Origin of the sequence: Caballeronia hypogeia (assembly GCF_001544875.2) — a bacterium.
GTDB lineage: Bacteria > Pseudomonadota > Gammaproteobacteria > Burkholderiales > Burkholderiaceae > Caballeronia > Caballeronia hypogeia.
In genome coordinates this window covers 87040-108253 of sequence record NZ_FCOA02000014.1, presented here as the reverse complement: position 1 = coordinate 108253, position 21214 = coordinate 87040, and the positions used below count along the sequence as shown (strand labels likewise).

At 62.4% G+C, this 21214-nt stretch carries 23 protein-coding genes and 2 pseudogenes; 9 read left to right on the top strand and 16 right to left on the bottom strand.

All coding sequences use genetic code 11. The features are described 5' to 3' along the window. Positions 1 to 32: 32 nt before the first annotated feature. The 6 genes from AWB79_RS20935 to AWB79_RS20910 form a co-directional block, all read right to left on the bottom strand. Complete coding sequence (locus AWB79_RS20935; RefSeq protein WP_061169352.1) at positions 33 to 929, bottom strand: helix-turn-helix domain-containing protein; 897 nt, start codon at positions 927 to 929, stop codon at positions 33 to 35. A 139-nt stretch (positions 930 to 1068) separates the two neighbouring features. Beyond that, positions 1069 to 1542: a MaoC family dehydratase gene (locus tag AWB79_RS20930; protein WP_061169351.1), complete on the bottom strand. Its 474-nt coding sequence runs from the start codon at positions 1540 to 1542 to the stop codon at positions 1069 to 1071. After that, positions 1539 to 2732, bottom strand: a complete 1194-nt coding sequence (locus AWB79_RS20925) for a CaiB/BaiF CoA transferase family protein (RefSeq protein ID WP_061169350.1) — start codon at positions 2730 to 2732, stop codon at positions 1539 to 1541. The genes AWB79_RS20930 and AWB79_RS20925 overlap by 4 nt, the downstream gene beginning before the upstream one ends. 27 nt (positions 2733 to 2759) lie before the next feature. Continuing rightward, positions 2760 to 3926 carry an acyl-CoA dehydrogenase family protein gene (locus AWB79_RS20920; protein WP_198399065.1) on the bottom strand — a complete coding sequence of 389 codons (1167 nt, stop codon included), beginning with the start codon at positions 3924 to 3926 and terminating at the stop codon, positions 2760 to 2762. Further along, entirely contained in the window at positions 3923 to 4735 is an 813-nt protein-coding gene (locus AWB79_RS20915) for an enoyl-CoA hydratase/isomerase family protein (protein WP_061169348.1), read from the bottom strand. Before AWB79_RS20915 ends, AWB79_RS20920 begins: the two co-directional genes overlap by 4 nt. Positions 4736 to 4737: 2 nt before the next feature. Next, positions 4738 to 5163, bottom strand: coding sequence for a MaoC family dehydratase (locus tag AWB79_RS20910; RefSeq protein ID WP_063963513.1), 426 nt, complete (start codon positions 5161 to 5163; stop codon positions 4738 to 4740). A 306-nt stretch (positions 5164 to 5469) separates the two neighbouring features. On the opposite strand from AWB79_RS20910, the gene AWB79_RS20905 reads away from it, so the two are divergent. The 4 genes from AWB79_RS20905 to AWB79_RS20890 all read left to right on the top strand — a co-directional run bounded on the left by AWB79_RS20905 (position 5470) and on the right by AWB79_RS20890 (position 9247). Beyond that, complete coding sequence (locus AWB79_RS20905) at positions 5470 to 6501, top strand: TRAP transporter substrate-binding protein (protein ID WP_061169346.1); 1032 nt, start codon at positions 5470 to 5472, stop codon at positions 6499 to 6501. Between the two features lie 50 nt (positions 6502 to 6551). Then, positions 6552 to 7085: a TRAP transporter small permease gene (locus AWB79_RS20900; protein WP_061169422.1), complete on the top strand. Its 534-nt coding sequence runs from the start codon at positions 6552 to 6554 to the stop codon at positions 7083 to 7085. A gap of 15 nt (positions 7086 to 7100) precedes the next feature. Beyond that, positions 7101 to 8372: a TRAP transporter large permease gene (locus AWB79_RS20895; RefSeq protein WP_061169345.1), complete on the top strand. Its 1272-nt coding sequence runs from the start codon at positions 7101 to 7103 to the stop codon at positions 8370 to 8372. Between the two features lie 278 nt (positions 8373 to 8650). Beyond that, positions 8651 to 9247, top strand: a complete 597-nt coding sequence (locus AWB79_RS20890; protein ID WP_061169344.1) for a dioxygenase family protein — start codon at positions 8651 to 8653, stop codon at positions 9245 to 9247. Positions 9248 to 9529: 282 nt separating this feature from the next. Here the strand turns inward: AWB79_RS20890 and AWB79_RS20885 are convergent, their stop codons facing one another. Both AWB79_RS20885 and AWB79_RS20880 read right to left on the bottom strand, forming a co-directional pair. Next, on the bottom strand, positions 9530 to 9835 hold the full coding sequence (locus AWB79_RS20885) for a hypothetical protein (protein WP_061169343.1): 306 nt from the start codon (positions 9833 to 9835) through the stop codon (positions 9530 to 9532). A 210-nt stretch (positions 9836 to 10045) separates the two neighbouring features. Further along, positions 10046 to 10498 carry a monooxygenase family protein gene (locus AWB79_RS20880; RefSeq protein WP_061169342.1) on the bottom strand — a complete coding sequence of 151 codons (453 nt, stop codon included), beginning with the start codon at positions 10496 to 10498 and terminating at the stop codon, positions 10046 to 10048. Between the two features lie 60 nt (positions 10499 to 10558). Between AWB79_RS20880 and AWB79_RS20875 the strand changes: the two genes are divergently transcribed. Further along, the gene (locus AWB79_RS20875) at positions 10559 to 11122 is read left to right on the top strand and encodes a TetR/AcrR family transcriptional regulator (protein WP_061169341.1); all 564 of its coding nucleotides are present in this window, start codon (positions 10559 to 10561) and stop codon (positions 11120 to 11122) included. A 503-nt stretch (positions 11123 to 11625) separates the two neighbouring features. Here AWB79_RS20875 and AWB79_RS38375 read toward each other — a convergent pair. Beyond that, a pseudogene (locus AWB79_RS38375) lies at positions 11626 to 11742 on the bottom strand (IS110 family transposase); the annotation flags it as partial. A 755-nt stretch (positions 11743 to 12497) separates the two neighbouring features. On the opposite strand from AWB79_RS38375, the gene AWB79_RS20870 reads away from it, so the two are divergent. From AWB79_RS20870 to AWB79_RS38370, 3 genes and pseudogenes are all read left to right on the top strand, one after another. Continuing rightward, on the top strand, positions 12498 to 12779 hold the full coding sequence (locus tag AWB79_RS20870) for a hypothetical protein (RefSeq protein WP_061169340.1): 282 nt from the start codon (positions 12498 to 12500) through the stop codon (positions 12777 to 12779). A 234-nt stretch (positions 12780 to 13013) separates the two neighbouring features. Continuing rightward, positions 13014 to 13223: a hypothetical protein gene (locus tag AWB79_RS39605; RefSeq protein ID WP_157695814.1), complete on the top strand. Its 210-nt coding sequence runs from the start codon at positions 13014 to 13016 to the stop codon at positions 13221 to 13223. Positions 13224 to 13271: 48 nt separating this feature from the next. Continuing rightward, a pseudogene (locus tag AWB79_RS38370) lies at positions 13272 to 13499 on the top strand (transposase); the annotation flags it as partial. 72 nt (positions 13500 to 13571) lie between these two features. Here the strand turns inward: AWB79_RS38370 and AWB79_RS39600 are convergent. Then, positions 13572 to 13955, bottom strand: a complete 384-nt coding sequence (locus AWB79_RS39600; protein WP_157695813.1) for a hypothetical protein — start codon at positions 13953 to 13955, stop codon at positions 13572 to 13574. 15 nt (positions 13956 to 13970) lie between these two features. Between AWB79_RS39600 and AWB79_RS39595 the strand changes: the two genes are divergently transcribed. Next, positions 13971 to 14459, top strand: coding sequence for a hypothetical protein (locus tag AWB79_RS39595; protein ID WP_157695812.1), 489 nt, complete (start codon positions 13971 to 13973; stop codon positions 14457 to 14459). Here the strand turns inward: AWB79_RS39595 and AWB79_RS20860 are convergent. From AWB79_RS20860 to AWB79_RS20830, 6 genes are all read right to left on the bottom strand, one after another. Continuing rightward, positions 14432 to 15220, bottom strand: a complete 789-nt coding sequence (locus AWB79_RS20860) for a MetQ/NlpA family ABC transporter substrate-binding protein (RefSeq protein WP_061169338.1) — start codon at positions 15218 to 15220, stop codon at positions 14432 to 14434. The two genes, AWB79_RS39595 and AWB79_RS20860, sit on opposite strands and share 28 nt — an antisense overlap. Then, complete coding sequence (locus tag AWB79_RS20855) at positions 15220 to 16260, bottom strand: formylglycine-generating enzyme family protein (protein ID WP_096031580.1); 1041 nt, start codon at positions 16258 to 16260, stop codon at positions 15220 to 15222. Before AWB79_RS20855 ends, AWB79_RS20860 begins: the two co-directional genes overlap by 1 nt. A 7-nt stretch (positions 16261 to 16267) precedes the next feature. Beyond that, positions 16268 to 18208: an arylsulfatase gene (locus tag AWB79_RS20850; RefSeq protein ID WP_061169337.1), complete on the bottom strand. Its 1941-nt coding sequence runs from the start codon at positions 18206 to 18208 to the stop codon at positions 16268 to 16270. 512 nt (positions 18209 to 18720) lie between these two features. Beyond that, positions 18721 to 20061 carry an LLM class flavin-dependent oxidoreductase gene (locus AWB79_RS20840; protein ID WP_061169335.1) on the bottom strand — a complete coding sequence of 447 codons (1341 nt, stop codon included), beginning with the start codon at positions 20059 to 20061 and terminating at the stop codon, positions 18721 to 18723. A 393-nt stretch (positions 20062 to 20454) separates the two neighbouring features. Further along, positions 20455 to 20727 (bottom strand): hypothetical protein, encoded by a 273-nt coding sequence (locus AWB79_RS20835; RefSeq protein ID WP_061169334.1) that lies wholly within the window; start codon positions 20725 to 20727, stop codon positions 20455 to 20457. Between the two features lie 260 nt (positions 20728 to 20987). After that, positions 20988 to 21191 (bottom strand): cold-shock protein, encoded by a 204-nt coding sequence (locus tag AWB79_RS20830; protein ID WP_061169333.1) that lies wholly within the window; start codon positions 21189 to 21191, stop codon positions 20988 to 20990. Positions 21192 to 21214: the final 23 nt, after the last annotated feature.

The following is a 21214-nucleotide window of genomic DNA, read 5'->3' as shown; positions in this document are numbered from 1 at the left end:
GAGTAGCGGTGGACCCGAAAGCGGATACGTCGTCAGATATGGAGCTTCTCGAGACTGCGCCGATAGTCGATCGGCGAGCGTCCCGTGTGCTTGCGAAAGCAGCGGCTGAAATAGGCGGGATCGTCGAAGGAAAGCATCGCGGCGATCTCGGCGATATTCACTTCCGAGTGCAGCAGCAGCCGTTTCGCTTCGAGCATCACGCGTTCGCGGATCAGCTTGGGCGCCGTGCTTCCCAGCGCCTGGCGCGTCGCTTCGTTGAGCGCGCGTTCTGTGACGTTCAGCAGGCGCGCGTAGTCGGCCGCTTCGTTCACCGAGCGGAAATGCTTGTCGAGCAGACTCTTGAAGCGGCGCGACAGCAGCACGCTGCGCGACGCGCCGGCGTCGCGCATGGCGGCGGCGTCGCACATGCGCGCGACCTTGATCAGAAAGACGTGCAGATACGCCCAGATCGCGTCGGTATAGCCCACCGACTCTTCCTGATACTCCTGTCGGATGCCGTCCATCACGCGCGCGAGCTCGCGTACTTGCGCATCGCCGAGGAAGAGACACGGGTCGAGTTTCTCGAAGTCGTACACCGGCACATCCGTTTCCGAGTGACGGTTCTGCACGCGAAACGCGAAGAACTCGGAAGAGAAGCTCAGCGAATAACCGAAAGTGTCCGCCGACAGATCGAGATCGTGCACGCTGCCCGGCGCCATGAAGTAGAGCGTATGCGGCCGCACGTCATAGCGCACCGAATCGATGACGTGCGAGCCGCTGCCCGCGACTACCCACATCATGTGATAGAAGTCGTGCCGATGCGGATACGGCAGCGTCGATTTCAGCGCTTCGATCGGCGCGAGATGAAAATCGGGCGACTTGACGTGCGAGCCATATTCATAGTCTTCGATCCTGATCACAGGAACGTGGCAGCAACATGCGGTATCCACCTGTTTCCTCCGGTCCGGCGGTGCAACGGCTTCCTCATGGCGTGTGCGCCGCGGCGCGAGGGGTATCGTCCCGAGTGTATCCGCGCGCCCGTGCGCGCCGTAACTGGCAATTGCACTATGCATCGCGTGACCCGTAGCGTTAAGCGGCGGCGGGGCGCGCCACGACCGCATTGTCGAAACGAAGCTCCTTCAGCGCGGACAGGCCGCTCAGCACGACGCGTCCCTGCTGGTTACGCACCGTCGTGTCCATCACGAGGATGTGCTTCGCGGGCTTCTTTTCGACCACGCAAACGTTGATCGTCACCGTATCGCCGATATAGACGGGACCGAGAAAGCGCAGCTCCTGGCCGACATACGCGAAGCCCGGCCCCGTCAGTTCGGTATGCGCGGCGGACACCAGCGCGGCCGTCAGCAACCCATGCACGACACGCCTGCCGAACGGCGAGCGCTCGGCGAATGCGTTTTCCATGTGCAGCGGGTTCAGATCGCCCGACAGCCTGCCGAATGCATCCACCTCGGCTTCCGTGACGGTGTGCACGATCGTCTGCGTGCGGCCGATGTCCACATCGTCGAAGCGGAGCAGCCCCGGCAGATTCGGCGTATTTGCGTTCATGCGCTTCTCCTCGAAGTCAATGCAATGCCGCGTTCGACATAGGCGTCGATCTGTTCCGGCGTGTATCCCAGTTCCGCGAGCACTTCGCGGGTATGTTGTCCCTGACGCGGCGGATGCCGGCGCAGCGGCGGCGCCTCGCCGTCGTAGCGCACCGGATGCGCGAGCAGGCGCACCGGTCCCGCTTCGTCGTGATCGAGCTGCATGATCATCTGGTTGTGCGCCACCTGCGGATCGCGCTCGACCTGTTCGTAGTCGTTGACCGGCGCGAACCAGATGTCGTGCTCCTCGAAGATGCGCATCCAGTCTTCCGTCGTGCGCGTCTTCAGCGCTCCGTAGACGAGGTGATTGATCTCGTCGCGGCGACGCACGTTGTCCTTCGGATGCGTGAATCCGGCCAGCTCGGGGCAGGACAGCGCGCCGGCGAGCTTCTGCGTCGGCGTGAGCGACATCGCGATATAGCCGTCGAGCGTGCGATACACGCCGTAAGGCGCGGGATGGAAGCGGCTGCCCGTCGGCGGCTGCGTGCGCTTCCAGAGAGGACCTTTGTTCATGTAATACGTGAAGGGCTCGATCTGCAGATCCAGCGCGGCATTGAGCAGATTGCTCTCGACGCGCGTGCCGACGCCCGTACGCTCGCGCGCCTGCAACGCGGCGACGACGCCGAATGCCGCGAGCACCGCCGCATGCTGGTCAACGATGGCCGAGCCGACCGGCGTCGGCGGCGAGTCCGCTTCGCCCGAAAGCATCGTCATGCCGCTCATCGCCTGAAGCAGCAGGTCCTGACCGGGGCGCTTCAGATAGGGGCCGGACGAGCCGTATCCGGTGCACGAGCAATACACGAGCCGCGGATTCACCTCGTGGACCTGCGCATAACCGAAACCCATCTTGTCGAGCACGCCGGGCCGATAGTTCTCGATCAGCACGTCCGCTTCGCGGATCAGCCGCCACACGATCTCGCGCGCGGCTTCCTCGCGCAGATCGAGCGACAGGCTGCGCTGATTGCGATTGCCGAGCAGAAAGAACACGCTCACGCCTTCGACGAACGCGTCCGCGCCCGTCCAGCTACGCTCGAACGCGCCGCCCGGCGGCTCGATCTTGATGACGTCCGCGCCCACATCGGCAAGCATCTGCACGGCTGCGGGACCTTGCAGAAAATGAGTGAAGCTCAGAACCTTGATGCCTTCCAGCATGCCCCCTCCCTTTATCCCGGCGCGCGTTCACGCGAGCAGCGCGCGCGCGATGATCATGCGTTGTATTTCGGATGTGCCTTCCACGATCTCGAGCACCTTCGCGTCGCCGAACGCGCGCGCGACCGGAAACTCGGCCATCACGCCGTAGCCGCCGTGAATCTGCAGCGCCTGATGCGCGGCGTGCATCGCCTGCTCGGACGCGAACAGCTTCGCCTGCGAGGCCTGCGCATCGAAGGGTTCGCCCGCGTCCTTGCGCGCGGCGGCGTCGTAGAGCATCAGACGCGCGGCGTGCGCGTGCGTCGCCATGTCGGCGAGCTTGAACTGCAGACCCTGAAACTCCGCGATCGGGCGGCCGAATGCGTGGCGCGTCTTCATGTAGTCGATCGAGCGTTCCAGCGAGCCCTGCAAAATGCCCAGCGCCAGCGCGCCGATGAGAATGCGCCCCGTGCTGATCTGCGCAAGTGTCTGGCGCAGCCCCGCGCCGCGCTCGCCGAGCAGATGATCGGCGGGAATCGCGCAGCGCTCGAAGAACAGCTCGTGCGTGATAGATGCGCGCCAGCCGATCTTGCGCAGCTTGCGCCCCGTCTGAAAACCCGGCGTACCCGACGGCACGATGAAGTTCGAGATTTCCTTGCGGCCGTCGTCGCGCGTGCCGGTGACGGCGGCGATCACGACCGGCCCGCCGATCTCCGTGCCCGAATTGCTGATGAAGGTCTTCGCGCCATCGATGATCCAGCGCTCGCCGTCGAACACCGCGCGCGTGCCGATGTTCGCCGCGTCCGATCCCGCGTCCGGCTCCGACAGTCCGATCGAGCCGATCTGCGCGCCCGTCATGATGGGCCGCAGATAGCGATCTTTCTGCGCGGCGGTGCCGTAGTTCGACAACAGGCTCGCGACCGTCGAGTTCGCCATCAGCGCATTGGCGACCGCGCAGTCCACGCGAGCGAGCTCTTCCAGCACGATGACGAACGAAAGCCAGTCGCCGCCGCCGCCGCCCCATTCCTCGGAATAGGGCAGGCCCGTGAAACCGAGCGCGCCCGCCTGGCTCCAGATGTCGTAGGGAAACGCCTCCTGCTCCCAGAGCATCTCCGAGCGCGGCGCGATTTCCTTTTCGGCGAAACGTCGAACCGCCTCGCGAATCATCGTGTGTTGCTCGCCGAGCCAGTGCGGCAGCGTGTTCATCGTCGTCCTCATGGTGATGTCGGAACCGTGTCGGTTCGGGCCGTGCGCCGTGCGAGCCGCCGATCCATGAATTGCCGCAAGCCGGCGCGGGCGCCTTCGCTCGAGAAATTGACCGCGTAGTGCGCGGCTTCGAGATCGAGTCCCGCCGACAAGGGCAATTCGCTCGCGCGATTCAGCGCGCGCTTGGCCATTTCCACCGCGAACGGATCGAAGGCGGCGAGCGTGGTCGCCAGTGCGTGCACGGCGTCCAAGAGATCGCCGGGCGCGACCACGTCGTGAATGAAGCCGAAGGGCTCGCACTCGCGCGCTGAAAAGCGCCGTCCGCTCAGCACGAAGCGCTTTGCGCACGCGAGTCCGAGCCTGGCGACGGCGAGTTGCGTGCCGCCCCAGCCGGGCATCGTGTTGAGCGTGATCTCGGGAAACGCGAAGCTCGCATTCTCCGACGCCACCAGGAAGTCGCAGGCGAGGGCGAGCTCGAAGCCGCCGCCGAGCGCATAGCCGTTGACCATCGCGATGGTCGGCTTCGCGTATTCGTGCAGGCGCAGCAGCGCGCGCTGCCCCGCCAGCATGTCGCGATACGCGGCGACGCCGTCGAGCGCGGCGAGCCGCTCGATGTCGTTGCCCGCGGCGAACGCCTTCGATCCGCTGCCGGTGATCGCGACGATGCGCGTGCTGTCATCGGCGGCGGCTTCGTCGAGCGCGCTCTCGAGCGCTGCGAGCATCTCGGGTGTGAACGCGTTGAGCTTGTCGGCGCGATTGAGCGTCAGCAGGCGCAGCGGGCCGTATTGCGCGGCGAGAACGGGAAGCGTGTTCGTCGGCATGATCACAGCACTTTCAGATACGTCTTGCCCGATGCGACGACGACGCCGTCCTGGCGCGTCACATCGGCGGCGAACACACACACGTTGCGCTCTTCGTCTTTCTCTTCGAGCGTGAGGCGCGCGGTGACCGTATCGCCAATGAAGACCGGCGCATTGAACGTGATGTCATAGCGATACGAGACCGCGCCCGGGCTCGGCGCCTTCGCGGCCATGTAGCCCATCACCGTGGAAAGGAAACCGACCGAGAGGCATCCTTGCGCGATGCGCTTTTCGAAGCGCGTGTGTTTCGCGTACTCCTCGTTCAGATGCACCGCATAGAAATCGCCGACGATGCCGGCAAAACCGTAGATGTCGTACTCGGAGACCGTCTTGGCGAAATCGGCGGTGTCGCCGATTGCGTAGCAATCCATATGAGGGCGTTTGGCCATGTCGAAGCTCGTGATAAGCGGTTGGGGTAAACACGGTGCGGCCCGATTGGGTGCCGCGCCATCACTGTGGAAATCACTTTAAAGAGCGGCTCCATGCGACCGGTAGGACGGTTCGAGCGATCTTTTGGACTTTTTTGCAGCACGGACGTGATTGCGCCGCACGGGCGTAAAAAAGTCCAAGAAATCCGAAGCGCGGTCCTAACGCACCGCCGCCGCGATCACAAATACTTGCGTCAACCCGCCGGACCCTGCATCGCATGAAGCAGGGCACAGGAGAGGCGGTGTCCATGTCGCAAAGGAGACAACATGAATTCGCTTTTCAAGGCGCAACGCATGCTGCGCGTGGCCGTGAGCGCGGCCGTTGCCGCAATGTGCGTAGCTGCGTCGACGAGTGCCTTCGCTGACGAGATCGTGATGAAGCTCGGTCACACGCTCGCTCCGGACAATCATTACCAGCTCACCGCTCAGGTCTTTGCGAAGGAAGTCGCGCAGCGCACGCACGGACACGTGAAGATCGAACTCTTCCCGCAATCGCAACTGGGCGGCGAAGTGCAGATGACGCAGGCGCTGCGCACCGGCACGCAGGACCTCATGATTTCCGCGCAGGCGCCGATCGACAACACGATCAAGCAGTGGCAGATCTTCGACATGCCGTATCTGTTCTCGAACATGGACGAGGCGAACCGCGTGCTGCAGGGGCCGCTCGGCCGCAAGTATCTCGACATGATGCAGCCCGTGAACATGGTCGGACTCACGTGGCTCGCGGTGGGCGAGCGCAATCTCTTCACGACCAAGCGGCCCGTCACCTCGCTCGCGGACATGAAGGACCTGAAGGTGCGCGTGATGCAGAGCCCGGGTTATATCGCGGGCTACAAGGCGCTCGGCGCGAATCCGACGCCGCTCGCCTACAACCAGTTGTTCCTCGCGCTCTCGCAAGGTCTCGTCGATGGTGCGGACACATCGCCAGAACAGTTCGTGCAGGACAAGTTCTCCGATGTCGCCAAGCATTTCTATGTGACGCACGTGAACTATCTTCCGGTCGTGCTGGCGATGAGCAAGGCGTCATGGAGCAAGCTCTCGCCCGAGGATCAGAAGGCGTTCCAGGAGTCGGCGAAGATCGCGGCGGATTTCGATCTCCAGGAATACAAGCGCGAGTACGACGCGGCCATCGCGACCATGAAGCAGAAGGGCATTCAGGTCACGGTCGTCGATACGGCGCCGTGGGCCGAAGCGACGAAGGCCGCGCGTGAGGAACTGATCGCGAAGATTCCCGACGGCCCCGCGCTCTATCAGGAGATGAACGCCGCCAAGCAGGCCTCGGCGGTCGCATCGAAATGATGCACGGGAACGACAGGGAAGGCGCAACTCAGACGACGGAGATGACCCGTATGGAAAGGCTCGCGCGCGGCTTGATGTTCGTGGACAACATCGTGCTCAAGATCAATCTCTTTGTGTGCGGCAGCCTGTTGCTCGCGGCCGTGATCGTGGCCGGGCTCGGCGTGATCTTCCGCTTCGTGCTGCACGATTCGCTGTCGTGGTCGGATGAGGTCGCGTCCTATCTGTTCGTGTGGCTCACGTGTCTCGGCGCGGCGGCGGGCGTGAAACTGCGCGCGCATCCGGAAGTGCGCGTGCTCGCGGATCGCGTGCCGGCGGCGTTCGCGCCGCTGCTCAAGGACTTCACGGACTGCGCGATTCTCGGGCTCGGCGCGGTGTTCGTCATGTGGGGCTCCGACATGCTCGCGCTGATGGGGACCGAAACCGCCGCTTCGATCCCGATCTCGATGGTCTATCCCTATCTCTCGATTCCGGTATGCGGCGGCCTGCTCGTGTTTCATTCGCTGGTGCGCATCGTCGTCTCGCATCTGGCGCCGCAGGCGCAGGCCGACGCCGCGCTGGTCGAGGGCGTATCCGAACACCTCTAGGATAAGGATCACATCATGTGGGCAATCGCTTTGGGAGCGGGGCTGCTCGGCCTTGGCGTGCCGGTGGCCATCTGCATCGGCATCGCGGCGACGCTTGCGCTGTCGGCCAACGGCACGCCGCTGCTCGTCATTCCGCAGCAGCTCTTCTCCAATCTCAACAACGTCGGCCTGCTCGCCATTCCGTTCTTCATGCTGACGGGCGCGATCATGGATTCGGGCGGCGTCTCGAAGCGCATCATCGAGTTTTCGCAGGCGCTGGTGGGATTCATGCGCGGCGGCATCGGGCAGGTGACGATCGTCGCGAGCATGTTCTTCGCCGATCTCTCTGGCTCCGCCACGGCGGACACCGCCGCGATCGGTTCGGTCATGATCCCGGGCATGGTGAAGAAGGGCTACAACCGTGCGTTCGCGGTGGCGCTGCAGTCGGCGGCGGGATCGCTCGGCCTGCTTTCGCCGGTATCGATGAGCATGCTGGTCTATGCATACACCGCGAACGTCTCGGTGGGCACGATGTTCATCGCCGGCATCATTCCGATGCTGCTGGTCGTGGCATCGTTCATGATCGTGAACTATGTGACGGCCGTGCGGCACGGCTACAGTTCCGTCGAACCGTTCGATGCGGGCAAGCTCTGGAAGACATTCCGCGAGGCGTTCTGGGCGCTGCTCACGCCGGTCATCATCCTGGGCGGCATTCTCGGCGGCATCTTCACGCCGGTCGAGGCGGGTGTGGTGGCCGCAACCTACGTGACGCTGGTCAGCGCGTTCATCTTCCGCACGCTCAAGCTGTCGCACTTCAAGGACATTCTCGTGCGCACGTCGGTGAATACCACGCGCGTGTCGTTCCTGCTCGGACTCGCGTTCGTGCTCGGGCGGTATCTGATCGAAGCGCAGATTCCGTTGCATGTGGCGAACAGCTTTCTCGCCATTACCACGAGTGCGATCGTCCTGCTGATCCTGATCAATCTGTTTCTGATCGCGGCGCACACCGTGCTCGAAACGATATCGAGCATCGCGGTGGTGATTCCGGTCTTCCTGCCGCTCGTCGTGCAGATGCACATCGATCCGATCGTGTTCGGCGTGATCGTGCTGATCAACTCCGCCATCGGCATCAATCTGCCGCCGATCGGCTTCTGCCTGTTCACGGCGGCGTCCATCGGCGGCGTGTCGGTGGAGAAGGCGACGCGCGCCATCCTGCCGTTCATTCTCGCGCTCGTGATCGACCTCATGTTGATCATCTTTTTCCCGCACATCCCGCAGTTTCTGCCGCATCTGCTTTCGGCGAAGTAGGATGCGTTCGGGCGAGAAGCGGCGTCGAACCGAGCAGAACGCTGGCTACAGCGGGGCGGGCCGCTTCTCGTGGGGGACCACCGAACGCCGTCTGAAATGACGCTCGGGAACCGCGTGGCACGGCCGCTCGCCAATCTTGTTCACCCGATCTGAAAGATCGGCTTACCATATGTGCACAGGATGGCGGGCACCGTTTGCCACGAGGGCGCTCGTTGGCGTTCGATTGCTGTGCGGCGTGCGCGGCGATCCGATCGAGCGGGAAGCAGGGAGTGTCGATCATGCAGACACGCAGAGTGAGCCTGGGACGGCGTGATTTTCTTCGCAGATCATGCACGGTTCCGTCCACGTTATTGCTATTGGCTTTCGGAAATGTCGACGATGCAGTTTCAGCGACACCCGGATGCGCCGATGACCACGAACCGACCCGACGGCAAACGGCGGGGCCGTTCTTTCTGCCTCACTCGCCGCAGCGAGTCTCGCTGCTGGAACCAGGCATCAACGGAACGAAGATTGTCCTGAGTGGCCGCGTCTGGTCGTCACGCTGCATCGCGGTGTCCGGTGCATTGCTCGATTTCTGGCACGCTGACGACGCCGGAGCGTACGACGTCGAGGGATTCCGCCTGCGCGGCCACCAATTCACCGACAGCGAGGGACGCTATCGTCTCGAGACCATCGTGCCGGGCCTGTATCCGGGACGCACACGACACTTTCATGTCACTTTGCGACCGCCCAAGGGGCCGGTTTTGACTACCCAACTGTACTTTCCTGACGAGCGAAGAAACGCTGTCGATTCCTTGTTCGATCGCCGACTGCTGATGACCATCGATGACGACGGCGCTCAAAAGGCGGCGCGTTTCGATTTCGTCCTGGTGTGAGAAGCTCGACTTCCCGGATGAATCGCGTTCCATTCGATCGGCGGGCGCACCACCTCCGAAAGTCGATCCGTGAAGTCAGGGGGCCGGTGGAGAAGGGTGAGCCGGCGTCGAGCTGGTTCGAGATCTCAATTGCGTTCCAGTTGCGCCACCTGATTCCACCGTTCGACGGTTCGTGGTGCATGTGATGGTCGCACTTCGCGGTCGACTCGCCAGTTGATTGCATGGCTTGGCGATGTCAGAGGGGCGGACGATCAGGCGCGCGTAATCGCGCGTAATCGATCGTCAGCGTTTCGCGGGATCATCGTCGGGCGAGTCCCTGGGGACGACCTCGACGTCGACGGTCCGGCCATCGTCGCCGAACGCACGCATCTGCCGACGCAACGCGCGCGTCTTCCACCAGAGATATCCGACGACGATCGTGCCCACCCCGAATAGCACGGCGAGCAGCACCAACGACAGCATCGCGGCCGCCACGAGTACGATCACGCTCAATACCAGGCCCAGCAATCGGCCGAACCATCCGGAGCCGCCGAACGGATTCCCTTTCTCATATGACACACGCCGTGGTGGCGGTCTGCCGTTCTCCATCAAACATCTCCCTGCCGGAATCCGGAAAATCTCCGGAAGCGGCGATCAGTCATCCTTCGTCTCAATGTGAACCACCGACATCGTGAGCGCAAGCGCTGCCCATGTTTCGCGCGATGAAAGGCAATGGTGCTGGCGCGGATGGGTAATGGTCAGCTCCAGAGTTCGCGCACATGTCGTTTCCGTCCGTGCTCGGTCCGAACTGGAGCAGGTCTAACTGGTCGCCATCCGCTGTCGCGCACTCATGAATGGTCCGGTCGGCTGGCGCTCCGGCGCGAAGCGGTCGAATCCCACGGGGCCGGGCATGTCGATATAGACCGCTTCCATTCCCTGCCGGCTATAGCTTTCATGCCAGAAGCCCGCGCCCCCGCTGTCGCGCAGGAAGTCGCGCCACCAGCGAGAATGTGGCTCGCTTCGGGTAAAAGCTTCGAGGCATTCGAGATCACGCCAATACTGGCGGATACCGACATGGTTGAGGGCAAAGAGAAACTGCTCGCTGGACAATAGTCCTGCGGGCGGGTTTGCCTCGATCTGTCGCAGACTCTTGCCGATGCCGAGCACGGCGGCGATCCCCCGCAGCCTGCGAACGCGAAAGCCCAAAATGACGACCACGAGATCCGGATAGGCGCTGAGGTCGACCGACCTACGGGTGACGGAGGCTTGCATGGCGACTCCCTGATGTTTACGCTGTAAGCATAGTCCCGAATGATTACAGTGTAAACATCGATGAGCGATTCCGTTTCTTCTCTTCGTGATCGCCTGGTTGATTGCGCGCTGGCCTTGCTCGAACAAGGCGAGAGCGATGTCAGCTTGCGTGCAGTCGCGCGGGCAGCGGGGGTTTCGGCGATGGCGCCCTATCGCCATTTCGAAGACAAGGCGGCGCTGATGGGCGCCGTCGCGCTCAAGGGTTTTTCCATGCTGGAGGCGGACGCCGCGCGCGCCGACATGGCAGGCGATCCGGGCGAAGCACTGACAGCGCAGGGCTTGGCCTATGTTGGTTTCGCGCGAGCACATCCGGCGCTGTTCCGACTGATGTTCGCGGATGGGGCGGGGCTGAATCTGCCGCATGAGGAGTGTCAGGGCGCTTATGCGCTGATGGTACGGCGGGTGGCAGAGCTGGCGCCGCACCGGGTCGAAGCCGGAGCGCTCGCCTGCTGGGGACTCGTTCACGGATTGGCGACACTGGCGCTCGACGGTCGCATTCAGGCTGATCCGGCGGGCGACAGGGCGGCGCTGGCCCTGATGACGCAAGCGCTGAGGGCAGCGCCGACAGTCCTCACCGATTCCTGACGCGGGTTCCGTGTCGAAGGTGTAACGTGCCTCCCATCTCGCGAAAAAATATAAGGCGCGCCCGAGCCTGCATGCTGTTGTGCGGCGCGAGCCCGCAAGACGCGGCGCCGCGTCTTGCGCGCCACCACGCTGCGAGACACGCTCACGCGGTTGCCGTAGAGCGCCATTGATTTGCCGTGGTTGCGAAAACCAGCTCAGCTTGACCTCGAAACGCGCCTCCGGTGCGACATCTGTACTTTGCTCAAGTACGACACTACTTATATAGTCGTCTCTCATTTGCAAGGTAATTGTGCGCGGCGAGAAGGGTGGTTGCGGACTTATATCCGGACTCGATCGCGGGCGTGCCCGCCGGCCCCGATGGATTTCGCCGCAAAGGTCCTAATCCACAAAGCGGACTTGATGTCCGAGTAACGTCTCAGGCTTGCCTTTGCGCGGTCCAACCTGTCTTGCCGTCGTTCAATTCACCTATGCAACCGTGGATGGTTAAAAGGCTACGAGCGTGATTACTGTACGGGTGAGGCCTGATACGTTCGACCATAGGCCAACAGGGCCCAAATCGTTCTTGCCATCTTGTTCGCGAGTGCAACAGCAACGACGTTGGTCGGACGTCGGGTCAAGAGCAGGCGCAATCGCTCCGGCTAGCAGAGCCGCCGCGGACGACCGTTATGGCGGGAGGCGACCATTCCATCTACGTTGCCGCAACACGCATCACTATGCGATTTGTTTTTTGTATCATGAACATAGCGTTTGGTTCTGCGGGTTATCTAAATGCTTATCCACGTAAGCCGTGGACAAATGCGCATGCGGGAGCAACCTGCCAGGTGCGATCTTGAGGCGGCTTTCTATTTAGCTCGGCAACTTCCGGAGTCGGGCCACAACGAGACGTTCGTCTGTTGTATCACTCGGACATTCAGGCGGCGGTTTCGGTCAGCATACGGTCATTCGATTGCCGAATGTAAATGATAATGTTTGGCGGCGTAATGCCGCACGGTCCCGGCCACTCGACTTGTCGCACGCCTTTCCCGAAGGCGGGTGGATGCTGGTGCGGACACAAACGCCGACGGGCTCGAATGGTCGTATCGGCAGGGATGTGCCGGCCGCACAGCACGTACGCTCCGGTACGCGATCGCATCCGACCGGACTTGCCCGGGATAGGAGTGGGTCGGAGCGCTGCGGTCACGATGGTTAGCCGTGAAAGAGAAAGGAGCACAACCGAATGGTGCGCCACGGCGCAGCTCTTCAAATCAGGCGCGGTTCGTTCGTTTTGTCAGGAAGAGGCAATCAAAGCAGGGATTCCAGTCGGTGACTCTCGGGCGATGTCCGCGAACACGACGAGGACGGGTTCCCGACGGTCAGACTTTTCGAGGGTCGCCGTATGTCACACATTGTCCGCTTCTCCTTGCATACACCGTTGGCACGCTGTCTGTTCATCGCGGCCCTGTGCGTCTTCGGGCTGACGCACATGGTTCACGCCGCCCCCGTCATGGGAGAGCCGGACATCGATGAGCGGGCGGTGACGCAGGCGCTCACGCCGGATGCACGGCGCGACGACGCCCTCCGAGGCTACGCGCTATCGAAGCCGAAAACGGCGCGACCCCCAAGGAAACCTTCTTTGCATGATGATCACGTTCAAATCCAGCTCGTCGCAACTGACTGATACTGCACAGGTGGTGCACGACAAAGTGGCGCGTGCGCTGCAATCGGAGCAGCTCGCTAAGAGGCCAGTTCAAATACCCCTTCAGGGGGAGGTTAGCATTTTCGGCGACCGGTTAACCTTGGGCACCATAACAATGAGCCCAGGGATGGAAGCGCCGGTCATTTACGACGACTTGTGCGTTTCGTGGGTTCGCCGACGAGCTGGCGGGGACCGGGATCTTGATCGGAGACGAACATGAAACGGTTGGTGGCGCTTCTTATACTGTTGGTGATGTTGGCCGAACCTGCGATGGCAGTACAAGCTGGGTATCCCTGCCATTCTATATGGTGCGAGGACACGACCGCTGTGATTGCGATCCTTGTCGTGGCCGGTGTGGTTTACAAATTGGTGAATAACCGGGTATGGGAATGGCGCAACAAACGCCGCAACAAACGCCGCGACTAACCCGGACACGAACATGAGACGCTCATCCACCACACCAACAGTCAGCAACTACGCCATCGCGGTGTCAAACCGGTAATCGCCAAGCGCCGCCGTCAACACGGTAACGGGCTGGGCAAATATCGGTGGGTCGTCGAACGAACTCACTCCTGGCTCCGCAATTTTCGTCGTCGTCGTATTCGCTTCGAGCGTCGTGCCGACAGTCACGAAGCGTTCTTGAAACTAGGCTGCTCTCTCCTCTGCTGGATCATTTTCAGACGGGCAGAACAGGCTTCTTGAACTGGTCTCTAAAGTGTTTCTCGGCCTTTGGCTCCGCCGCCCGTGCCGATCGCCAAGAGAACGCGGCGACCGTCAGCCGAGCAGCCAAGCTTCAGCCTTTCTCACAAGCGGAGCGCTCACCGCCCGCGGCGGCAACTCCGCGAGACGAACCCGAGCATGCACCAGCGCATCGGCAAAGCTTCGCAGCGTCTGCGTCATCGGACGGTCGTCTAGGCAGCGGCGTTGCATGGCCTGCGTCACGTTACGCTGAATGAGCGACCTCTGCGCATCGATATAAGCGATGCAAATCTGCGCCAGTTCCGTTGACATTACTCCGATGGCAAGAAGCGCCGGCACGATCGGTATGGTGCGATACCCGTATTCGGGAAGCATCGCCAGCATGCGACGCGGCTGGTCGAACTCGCGCGACAGATCATTGAATATCGCCGCGCTCCATAAATCGCGCTCGATGAGCATCGCGGCGCGTCTGCGTTGCACGGCAGCCTTTGCCTCTTCATCGACGATTTCGTTCCCGCGCAGGAGCATCGCTTCCGCGTGCTCGCCAGGACGGATGCATTGCGCACCAATCCATCCCGCGCCGGTCGAACGCTGCGCAAGCACCGCATGTTGCAGATGATCGGGGACGAGCGGATCGAGAGGCACTGCGATGCACTGGTCCGGTTTTCCCTTTACATGAAGACTGCACAGTCCGTCATCCGCGAGCGCAGGACAGCGGCCGATCGACGAGTAATCGAGCGCAAGCGTCGTGATCGTGATGGTGTTCGCTTCATCAACGGGAAACGCGTGCAGTGGCGTGTTCGCGTCGCGCCGAACGCGCCCGAGCGCGATGCAGCCGACGAACAGGTCGCGGTGCCCGAACAGTTCGCGCAGCGACATCGCTGGTGGACTGTTGCAGCACTTGCCGCACGCGGTGCAGTCGAACGAGTAGGTGTTCACCACGGCCGGCGCACTGAATCCTGATACTGCGTAAGAATGAAATGCGCGACGTCGTCGGAATGATAGACGCGAATCAGTCGCGCGACCCACGCCGCCTTCGCGTCCCGCGTGCGCACGGCGAGCACATGCTGATAAGGCGACCGCGCATCTTCGATACCGATGCTGTCGCGCCCCGGCTTTAGCTTGTTGCGCGCGGCATCGTCGGCGTTCATCGCGACGAAGCTCGCCGTGTCGAGCGCGCCGTAGAGCTTCGCGCGGTCCACACGGCGGATCTTCAGACCGAAGCGATTGCCGATGATGTCCGCGAGCGTCGGATGAAGGCCCGCATTATCTTTCAGCGTGATAAGCGCGTAGTTCTGCAAGAGGATCAACGCGCGCGCGGTGCCCGCTGCATCGGCAGGAACGACGATGATCGCGCCGCGCGGCAAGGACGCGATCGATGCGAGCTTGCGCGAGTAGAACGCCATCGGTAAGGTCACAGTCGCGGCGACGCTTTCGATCGCGTAGCCGTCGCGCGCGCTGCGGGCGACGAGGCTGGCTTCGTCCTCGAAGCTGGCGGCATCGATCGTGCCGTTCGCAAGCGCCGCGTCGACGCGCGTGGCATCGTCGAAACTGACGATGTCGAGCGGCAAGTCCTGTTTCGCCGCGACTTCCCGCACATGTGCGACGATGGTGGCTTCCTCGCCCGGGACGACGCCAATGCGAAGCGGCTTCTCCGCGGCAAGCGCCGTCGTCGCGAGAAAGATCGCCAAAAGCGGCGCGGCCAAGGCAAATCGTGCGCGCATCAGCCGTCCCTCAGCACGGTGCGAAAGCCGATATGCGAGGCGGGCAAGTCCGCTTCCTGCCGCTCGCGCGACGACGCCCGGTAGCGCACGCAATAATCCTGCGCGCACAGGAACGAGCCGCCCTTGATGACCATGGCCGTGTCGTGTTTGCGCACGGGAACCACCGCCGTCGTGTCGCCGTTCGAATGCGGCTGACGCGGACCGGTGTAGGGGTCCTTGGTCCATTCCCACGCGTTGCCGATCATGTCGTACAGCCTGAAATCATTCGCCGCATAGCAACCTACCGGCGAGAGACCCGCATGACCGTCTTCGGCGGAATCGAGCACCGGAAACACGCCTTGCCAGTAATTCGCCGATGGCTTGCCGCGCGCATCGCGAGGAGCAGTGTCGAGCTGCGCGCCTTCGCGACCGGCCTTGCCCGCGTATTCCCATTCGGCCTCGGTCGGCAGATCGCGGCCGAGCCAGTGCGCGTAGGCGAGCGCATCGGCGAGCGTGACCAGGGTCACGGGCTGATTCTCGTGGCCTTTCCATGTGCTCGAAGATCCGGTGGGATGCTTCCACGACGCGCCTTTCACCCACGACCACCACGCGAGATCGCGAGCATTCAATTCCTCACGGGTCGGGACATGGAAGACGACCGCGCCACCCTGACGCTCGGCTTCGGTCACGTAACCCGTCGCGCCGACGAAAGCGGCGAACTGCGCGTTGGTCACATCGGTCTGATCGATCCAGAAGCCGTCGACTTTCGTCTTGCCATCGCCCGCCGGACGCTCGTCCTCGTAACCCAGCTTGCTGCCGAGGATGAACTCGCCGCCGCGCAGATGCACCATGCCGGCGCGCGGATCGTCGCGCCACTTGGCTGGAATCCCGGAATAGCGCTCGCATTGCTGCTCGGAGCCGAGCGGCGCCAGCGTGCGCGCGAGATTACGCGGATCGAAGCCGTGTTCCGCGTGCATGGCGAGCGCACCGCCGAAGCCCGCTCCGAACAGCGCGAGCGTCACGGCGCCCGCGCCGCCGATGAATCTCCATCGTTTGCTCATCGCACGCTCAGTAGTAGCCGCGCGGCCGCAGCGGTTCGACGCCGCCAACCGTGCTCATGTAGCTGTTCCACTGCTGCACGAGACTGTCGATGACCGACGGGTTCTGCGCCGACACGTCGTTGTTCTCGCCGCGATCGGCCTGCAGGTCGAAGAGCTGCCAGTGACCGTCGACGGGACCGGTCGGCGGCTCGGTCCAGAGCGCCTTCCAGCGGCCATCGGAACTGCGCAGGTAACCGCGCCCATAGGCTTCGTCCCCGAACGCAGCGGTGTGCACTTCGCCGCTCGCATCGCCCTTGAGAATCGGCAGCAGCGACTGTCCTGTGACGGGATACACATAGCGGTTGTTGTAGACCACCTTGCCCTTGTTCGAATCGACGCCCGTGAGTGCATTGATCGATGCCGGCGCTGGTTGCGTCGGCGGCGTGATCTGCGCGAGCGCGAGGAAGGTCGCGGTGTTGTCGGTCACGTGCGTGAAGGCGCGCAAGGTCGGCAACTGCGCCGTCTGTCCGGGCAGATGCGCAATGAGCGGTGTCGATACGCCGCCTTCGCCCGAGAAGCCCTTGGTCAGGCGAAACGGCGTGGCGCTCACTTCCGCCCAGCGCAAGCCGTATTGCAGACGCCGCGCGCTCTGCTGACCGTTGTCGGTGCCGAGCGTCGAATAGATCGCATCCGATGCGTTCGCGGTATCGGTGGCGGTGGGGTCCGCGCCCGAATCGATCGGCCAGCCTTCCGCGCCGTTATCCGACTGAAACAGGATGAACGTGTTGTCGTATTCGCCGATGTCTTTCAGATGCTGGATCAACAGGCCGATGTTGTGATCGAGATTCTCGACCATGCCGGCATAGATTTCCATGTAGCGCGCCTGCGCCTTCTTTTCCGCGGCGGACAAGCTGTTCCACGACTTGTTGACCGTGCCGGGACCATAGTCGCTGTAGCCTTGCGCGACGCTGTGCGCAGCGCTGATGTACTTCGCGTTCGCGGTGGCGTTGTTCGCCGTGGCGGGTGACGAGCTCAGCGTCTCCGGCGCGCCCTGATAAGGATTGAAATCCGCGGGGATGATGCCGAGCGCCTTCTGCCGTGCGATCCGCGCATTGCGGATCACGTCGTAGCCTGCGTCGTATTTGCCGGCATAGTTGTGCAGGTAAGGCTCGGGCACCTGCAAAGGCCAGTGCGGTGACGTGTAGGCCGCGTAGGCGAAGAACGGCTTGCCGTCGCCCTTGCTTGAATCGATATAGGAGATGAGTTTCTGCGTATAGAAGTCGGTCGAATAGAACACGGACGGACTGCCGCCGGTGCCGCCTGGCTGGCCGGGCTGTCCTGGCTGAACGTACTGACCGTCTTCCGTATAGTTCTTCGAACCGGCAGGTTCATGCGCGAAGTGATTCGTCGCGGCGCCGCCGAGCAGCGCGTAGCTATGCTCGAATCCCCATTGATCCGGCGTCTGCCCGCCGCCCGTTGTACTGCCGACGATTCCCGAACCGATGTGCCACTTGCCCGCCATGTACGTGTGATAACCGCCATCCTTCAGCAACTGCGCGACGGAGAGCGCGCGGTCGTTTAGATAGCCTTCGTAACCGGGAAGTCCTTTGCGTTCGTCGGTCGGCGTGCCCATCGTGCCTTCGCCGACGAGGTGGTGGTCCGTGCCCGAGATCAACATGGCGCGCGTGATCGCGCAGACCGTTCCCGTGTGATGGTTCGTGAGGATACGGCCCGATGCGACGAGCGCATCGAGATTAGGCGTGTTGATTTCGCCGCCGAACGCGTGGATATCGGAATAGCCGAGATCGTCGGCCATGATGTACAGGATGTTCGGACGTTTGGCGGCGGCGACGGGTGCGGTCGTCGGTGAACTATCGTTGGACGAGCCGCACGAGGCAAGCGTGAAAATGCTGGCGACGGCGAGCGCGATGGCGGCGTGGCGGGTAGCGATCGAGCGGGGCAGGGTCATTGTCGTTATGGCGATCCGTTGAAAGCGAGCGGCGATCTTAGCAATCGGTTTCAGGCTCCCAAAGATCGATTTCTGCTTTGCTTGTCGCGCCAGAAGATTTGTGAGAGCCGTTCATCGCATGGCCATGCATTGCCCCTATGTGCTTTCCCATATCTCGAACAAGCAAACACGCAGATACTTCGATAGGTGCAGGTCCCTCATACTTGGTCCGAACATACAAAACATCTCCGCGGCAGCCGTCCGCCACTTTTCAGACGTCAAATTCGACTGAATTGCGACAGGCCGGTCATGGGACGTGATGCCTTCGGGCACGCCGTCGATCGGACCTGCCGGGATCCGGTCGAGCGGCTTGCTGCAGTCGAACAGCGCCTTCGCGCAATCCTGCAACTGGTGGAGGCAGAGGCAGCTAGCGAAAGATAAGCCGATTCTGCTTTCGCCTCACCAGTCTTGCCTATCGATGTATCCGCAATGACGTGGACGGGGGATCATGAAAGCACTGGTGATGAGGTGATTCAGGCTCGCACAGCCCTCGCGTGCGCCGGACGTTCCAGTCCGAGATGCTCGCGCAACGTGCGGCCAATGTAGTCGGTACGAAAGAGGCCGCGCCGCCGCAGTTCGGGCAGCACCAGTTGGATGAATTCTTCGAGTCCCCCCGGGAACCATGGCGCCATGATGTTGAAGCCGTCCGCGCCGCCTTCCTCGAACCATTGCTGCAACTGGTCTGCGATGCTCGCCGACGTACCGACGACCTGCTGATGACCGCGCGCCCCGGCAATGCGTTGGTAGAGCTGGCGGATCGTGAGCCTGTCGCGCCGCGCGAGTTCGACGAGTAGATGCTGGCGACTCTTCGGTCCGTTCGTCTCGGGCAGCTCAGGAATCGGACCGTCGACGTCATAGCCCGACAAATCGACGCCACCGATCACCGTCGACAGCAGCGCAACGCCGACCACCGGATCCACGCGCGATTGCAGCGCCTCGAATTTCTCTTCGGCTTCCGCCTGCGTGCGCCCCACGACGGGGAAGATGCCCGGCATGATCTTCACGTCGTCGGGATCGCGGCCGTAGGCCGGCAGGCGCCCCTTAATATCGGCGTAGAACGCCTTCGCTTCGTCGAAGGTCTGATGCGCAACGAAGATCACTTCTGCGGTGCGGGCGGCGAGCGCACGGCCATCCTCGGAGGCGCCCGCCTGTACGACCACCGGACGCCCTTGCGGCGAACGATTCACGTTGAGCGGGCCGCGCACCTGAAAGTGCTTGCCGCGATGCTTGAGCACGTGCAGCTTGTCCGCGTCGAAATAGATGCCGCTCTCCTTGTCGCGCACGAAGCTGTCGTCTTCCCACGAGTCCCACAGGCCCAGTACGACGTCGTGAAACTCGGCGGCGCGCTCATAGCGTTCGGTGTGATCGGGCAACGTTTCGCGGTTGAAATTCTGCGCTTCGGTCGCGCTGCTCGACGTCACCAGATTCCAACCGGCGCGCCCGCCGGAAATCTGGTCGAGCGTGGCGAAGCGGCGAGCCACATTGTACGGCTCGTGAAACGACGTGGACACGGTCGCAATCAGGCCGATGCGTTCGGTCACCGCGGCGAGCGCAGCAAGCAATGTCACTGGATCGAAAAAGTCGCTGCGGGCCGTGCGTGCAAGCGATGACAGATGCGTGGAGCGTACGCCTGAGGAATCCGCAAGAAAAATTGCGTCGAACTTGGCGGCTTCCGCGAGCCGCGCCAGTTCTACATAGTGGCGGAAGTTGCTCCCTGCGTCGGCCTGGGCATCCGGATGCCGCCAGCCGGCGATATGGTGGCCGGTCTGCATTAGAAATGCACCGAGCGCGAACTGTCGGGTGGATCGTGTCATGTGCGGCTCACTAAATGATACGTTGGAGTTTGGACGAAACGAAGTTGTGTTCGTCCTCGACGAGTGCCTTCACTGAATGGACGCCGCCGCGTGGCACTGCACCGCGTGTCGCAGCACACCTGCCGGCTGATAGTCCGGTCCGTCTCGCGCGCGCCCAATCAGTGCCTCGTGCAAGGTGGCTGGATGCATATCCGGTCAACGTTGCGCCGTGGCTTTGCAGCAGCGGCACGGCCATTTAACCCGTAGCGGTACCGACCCGCGACCGCGCCTGGCTGATAACGCTATCGAGCGTTATTGCCCGGTTGATTGCCCTCGCGAGCGTGGCTGTCGCATCGGCTTCGGAAGGACCCTCGCTTCGAAGCGCATCGGTCCCGGTGCTTTACTCGTTGGGTGTCACCTGTTCAAGCGGGTGGGGCGGCGCGGGCGGCTGTCTGTCGAGTCTGCGGTCATTCGGCAGGGAGGAAGCGGCATAAGCTCACCATCGATGAACGCCGCAGCACAGCGGACGGCGAACTGGCACGCGCCCTTCTTGTTCGCGAAGACGCCCAGATCGCCAAGACAAGTCGACTCTCCATCTTCCTCGAGGATGCATGCGCGGGCGATGAAAAGATTGCCCTTGCGGACTGCGGACGCCTGAATCGCAGCTCCGTTGTGATATGAAATCATCTGCAATTCCTTCTATCTTCCATTGCACATGAGCACGCGGGGCCCGCTCAAACACGCCGTGGTCGCTGTCAAATGAAGCGGCTTGCGGCGTTGCTGTATGGTGCGCGAATCGGTGCCGAGACGGACTCGCTCCAGATGGCACCCGGTAGGCGGTTGTGCATCGATTCTCTGCTGATCGCGGCGAACAGCGTGCGAAAGCTTTACGACCAATGCAAAGTTAATTGCCGAATGCGGGCCGCCAAGATAGACCTTGCATGGTGTCAAAGCGGATCAATTTGCGAGGCTTGCCGCCCTTTCGGTCCCTGCTTGACCTCGTAATTCACCTTCTGATTCTCGCGAAGGGTTTTAAACCCTTCGGCGCGTACCTCGGAGAAGTGCGCGAAGAGATCATCGGTGCCGTCGTCCGGAGTGATAAATCCGTATCCTTTAGCATCGTTGAACCACTTGACCGTACCTGTCGCCATGACTCTATCCCTGATGATTTGAA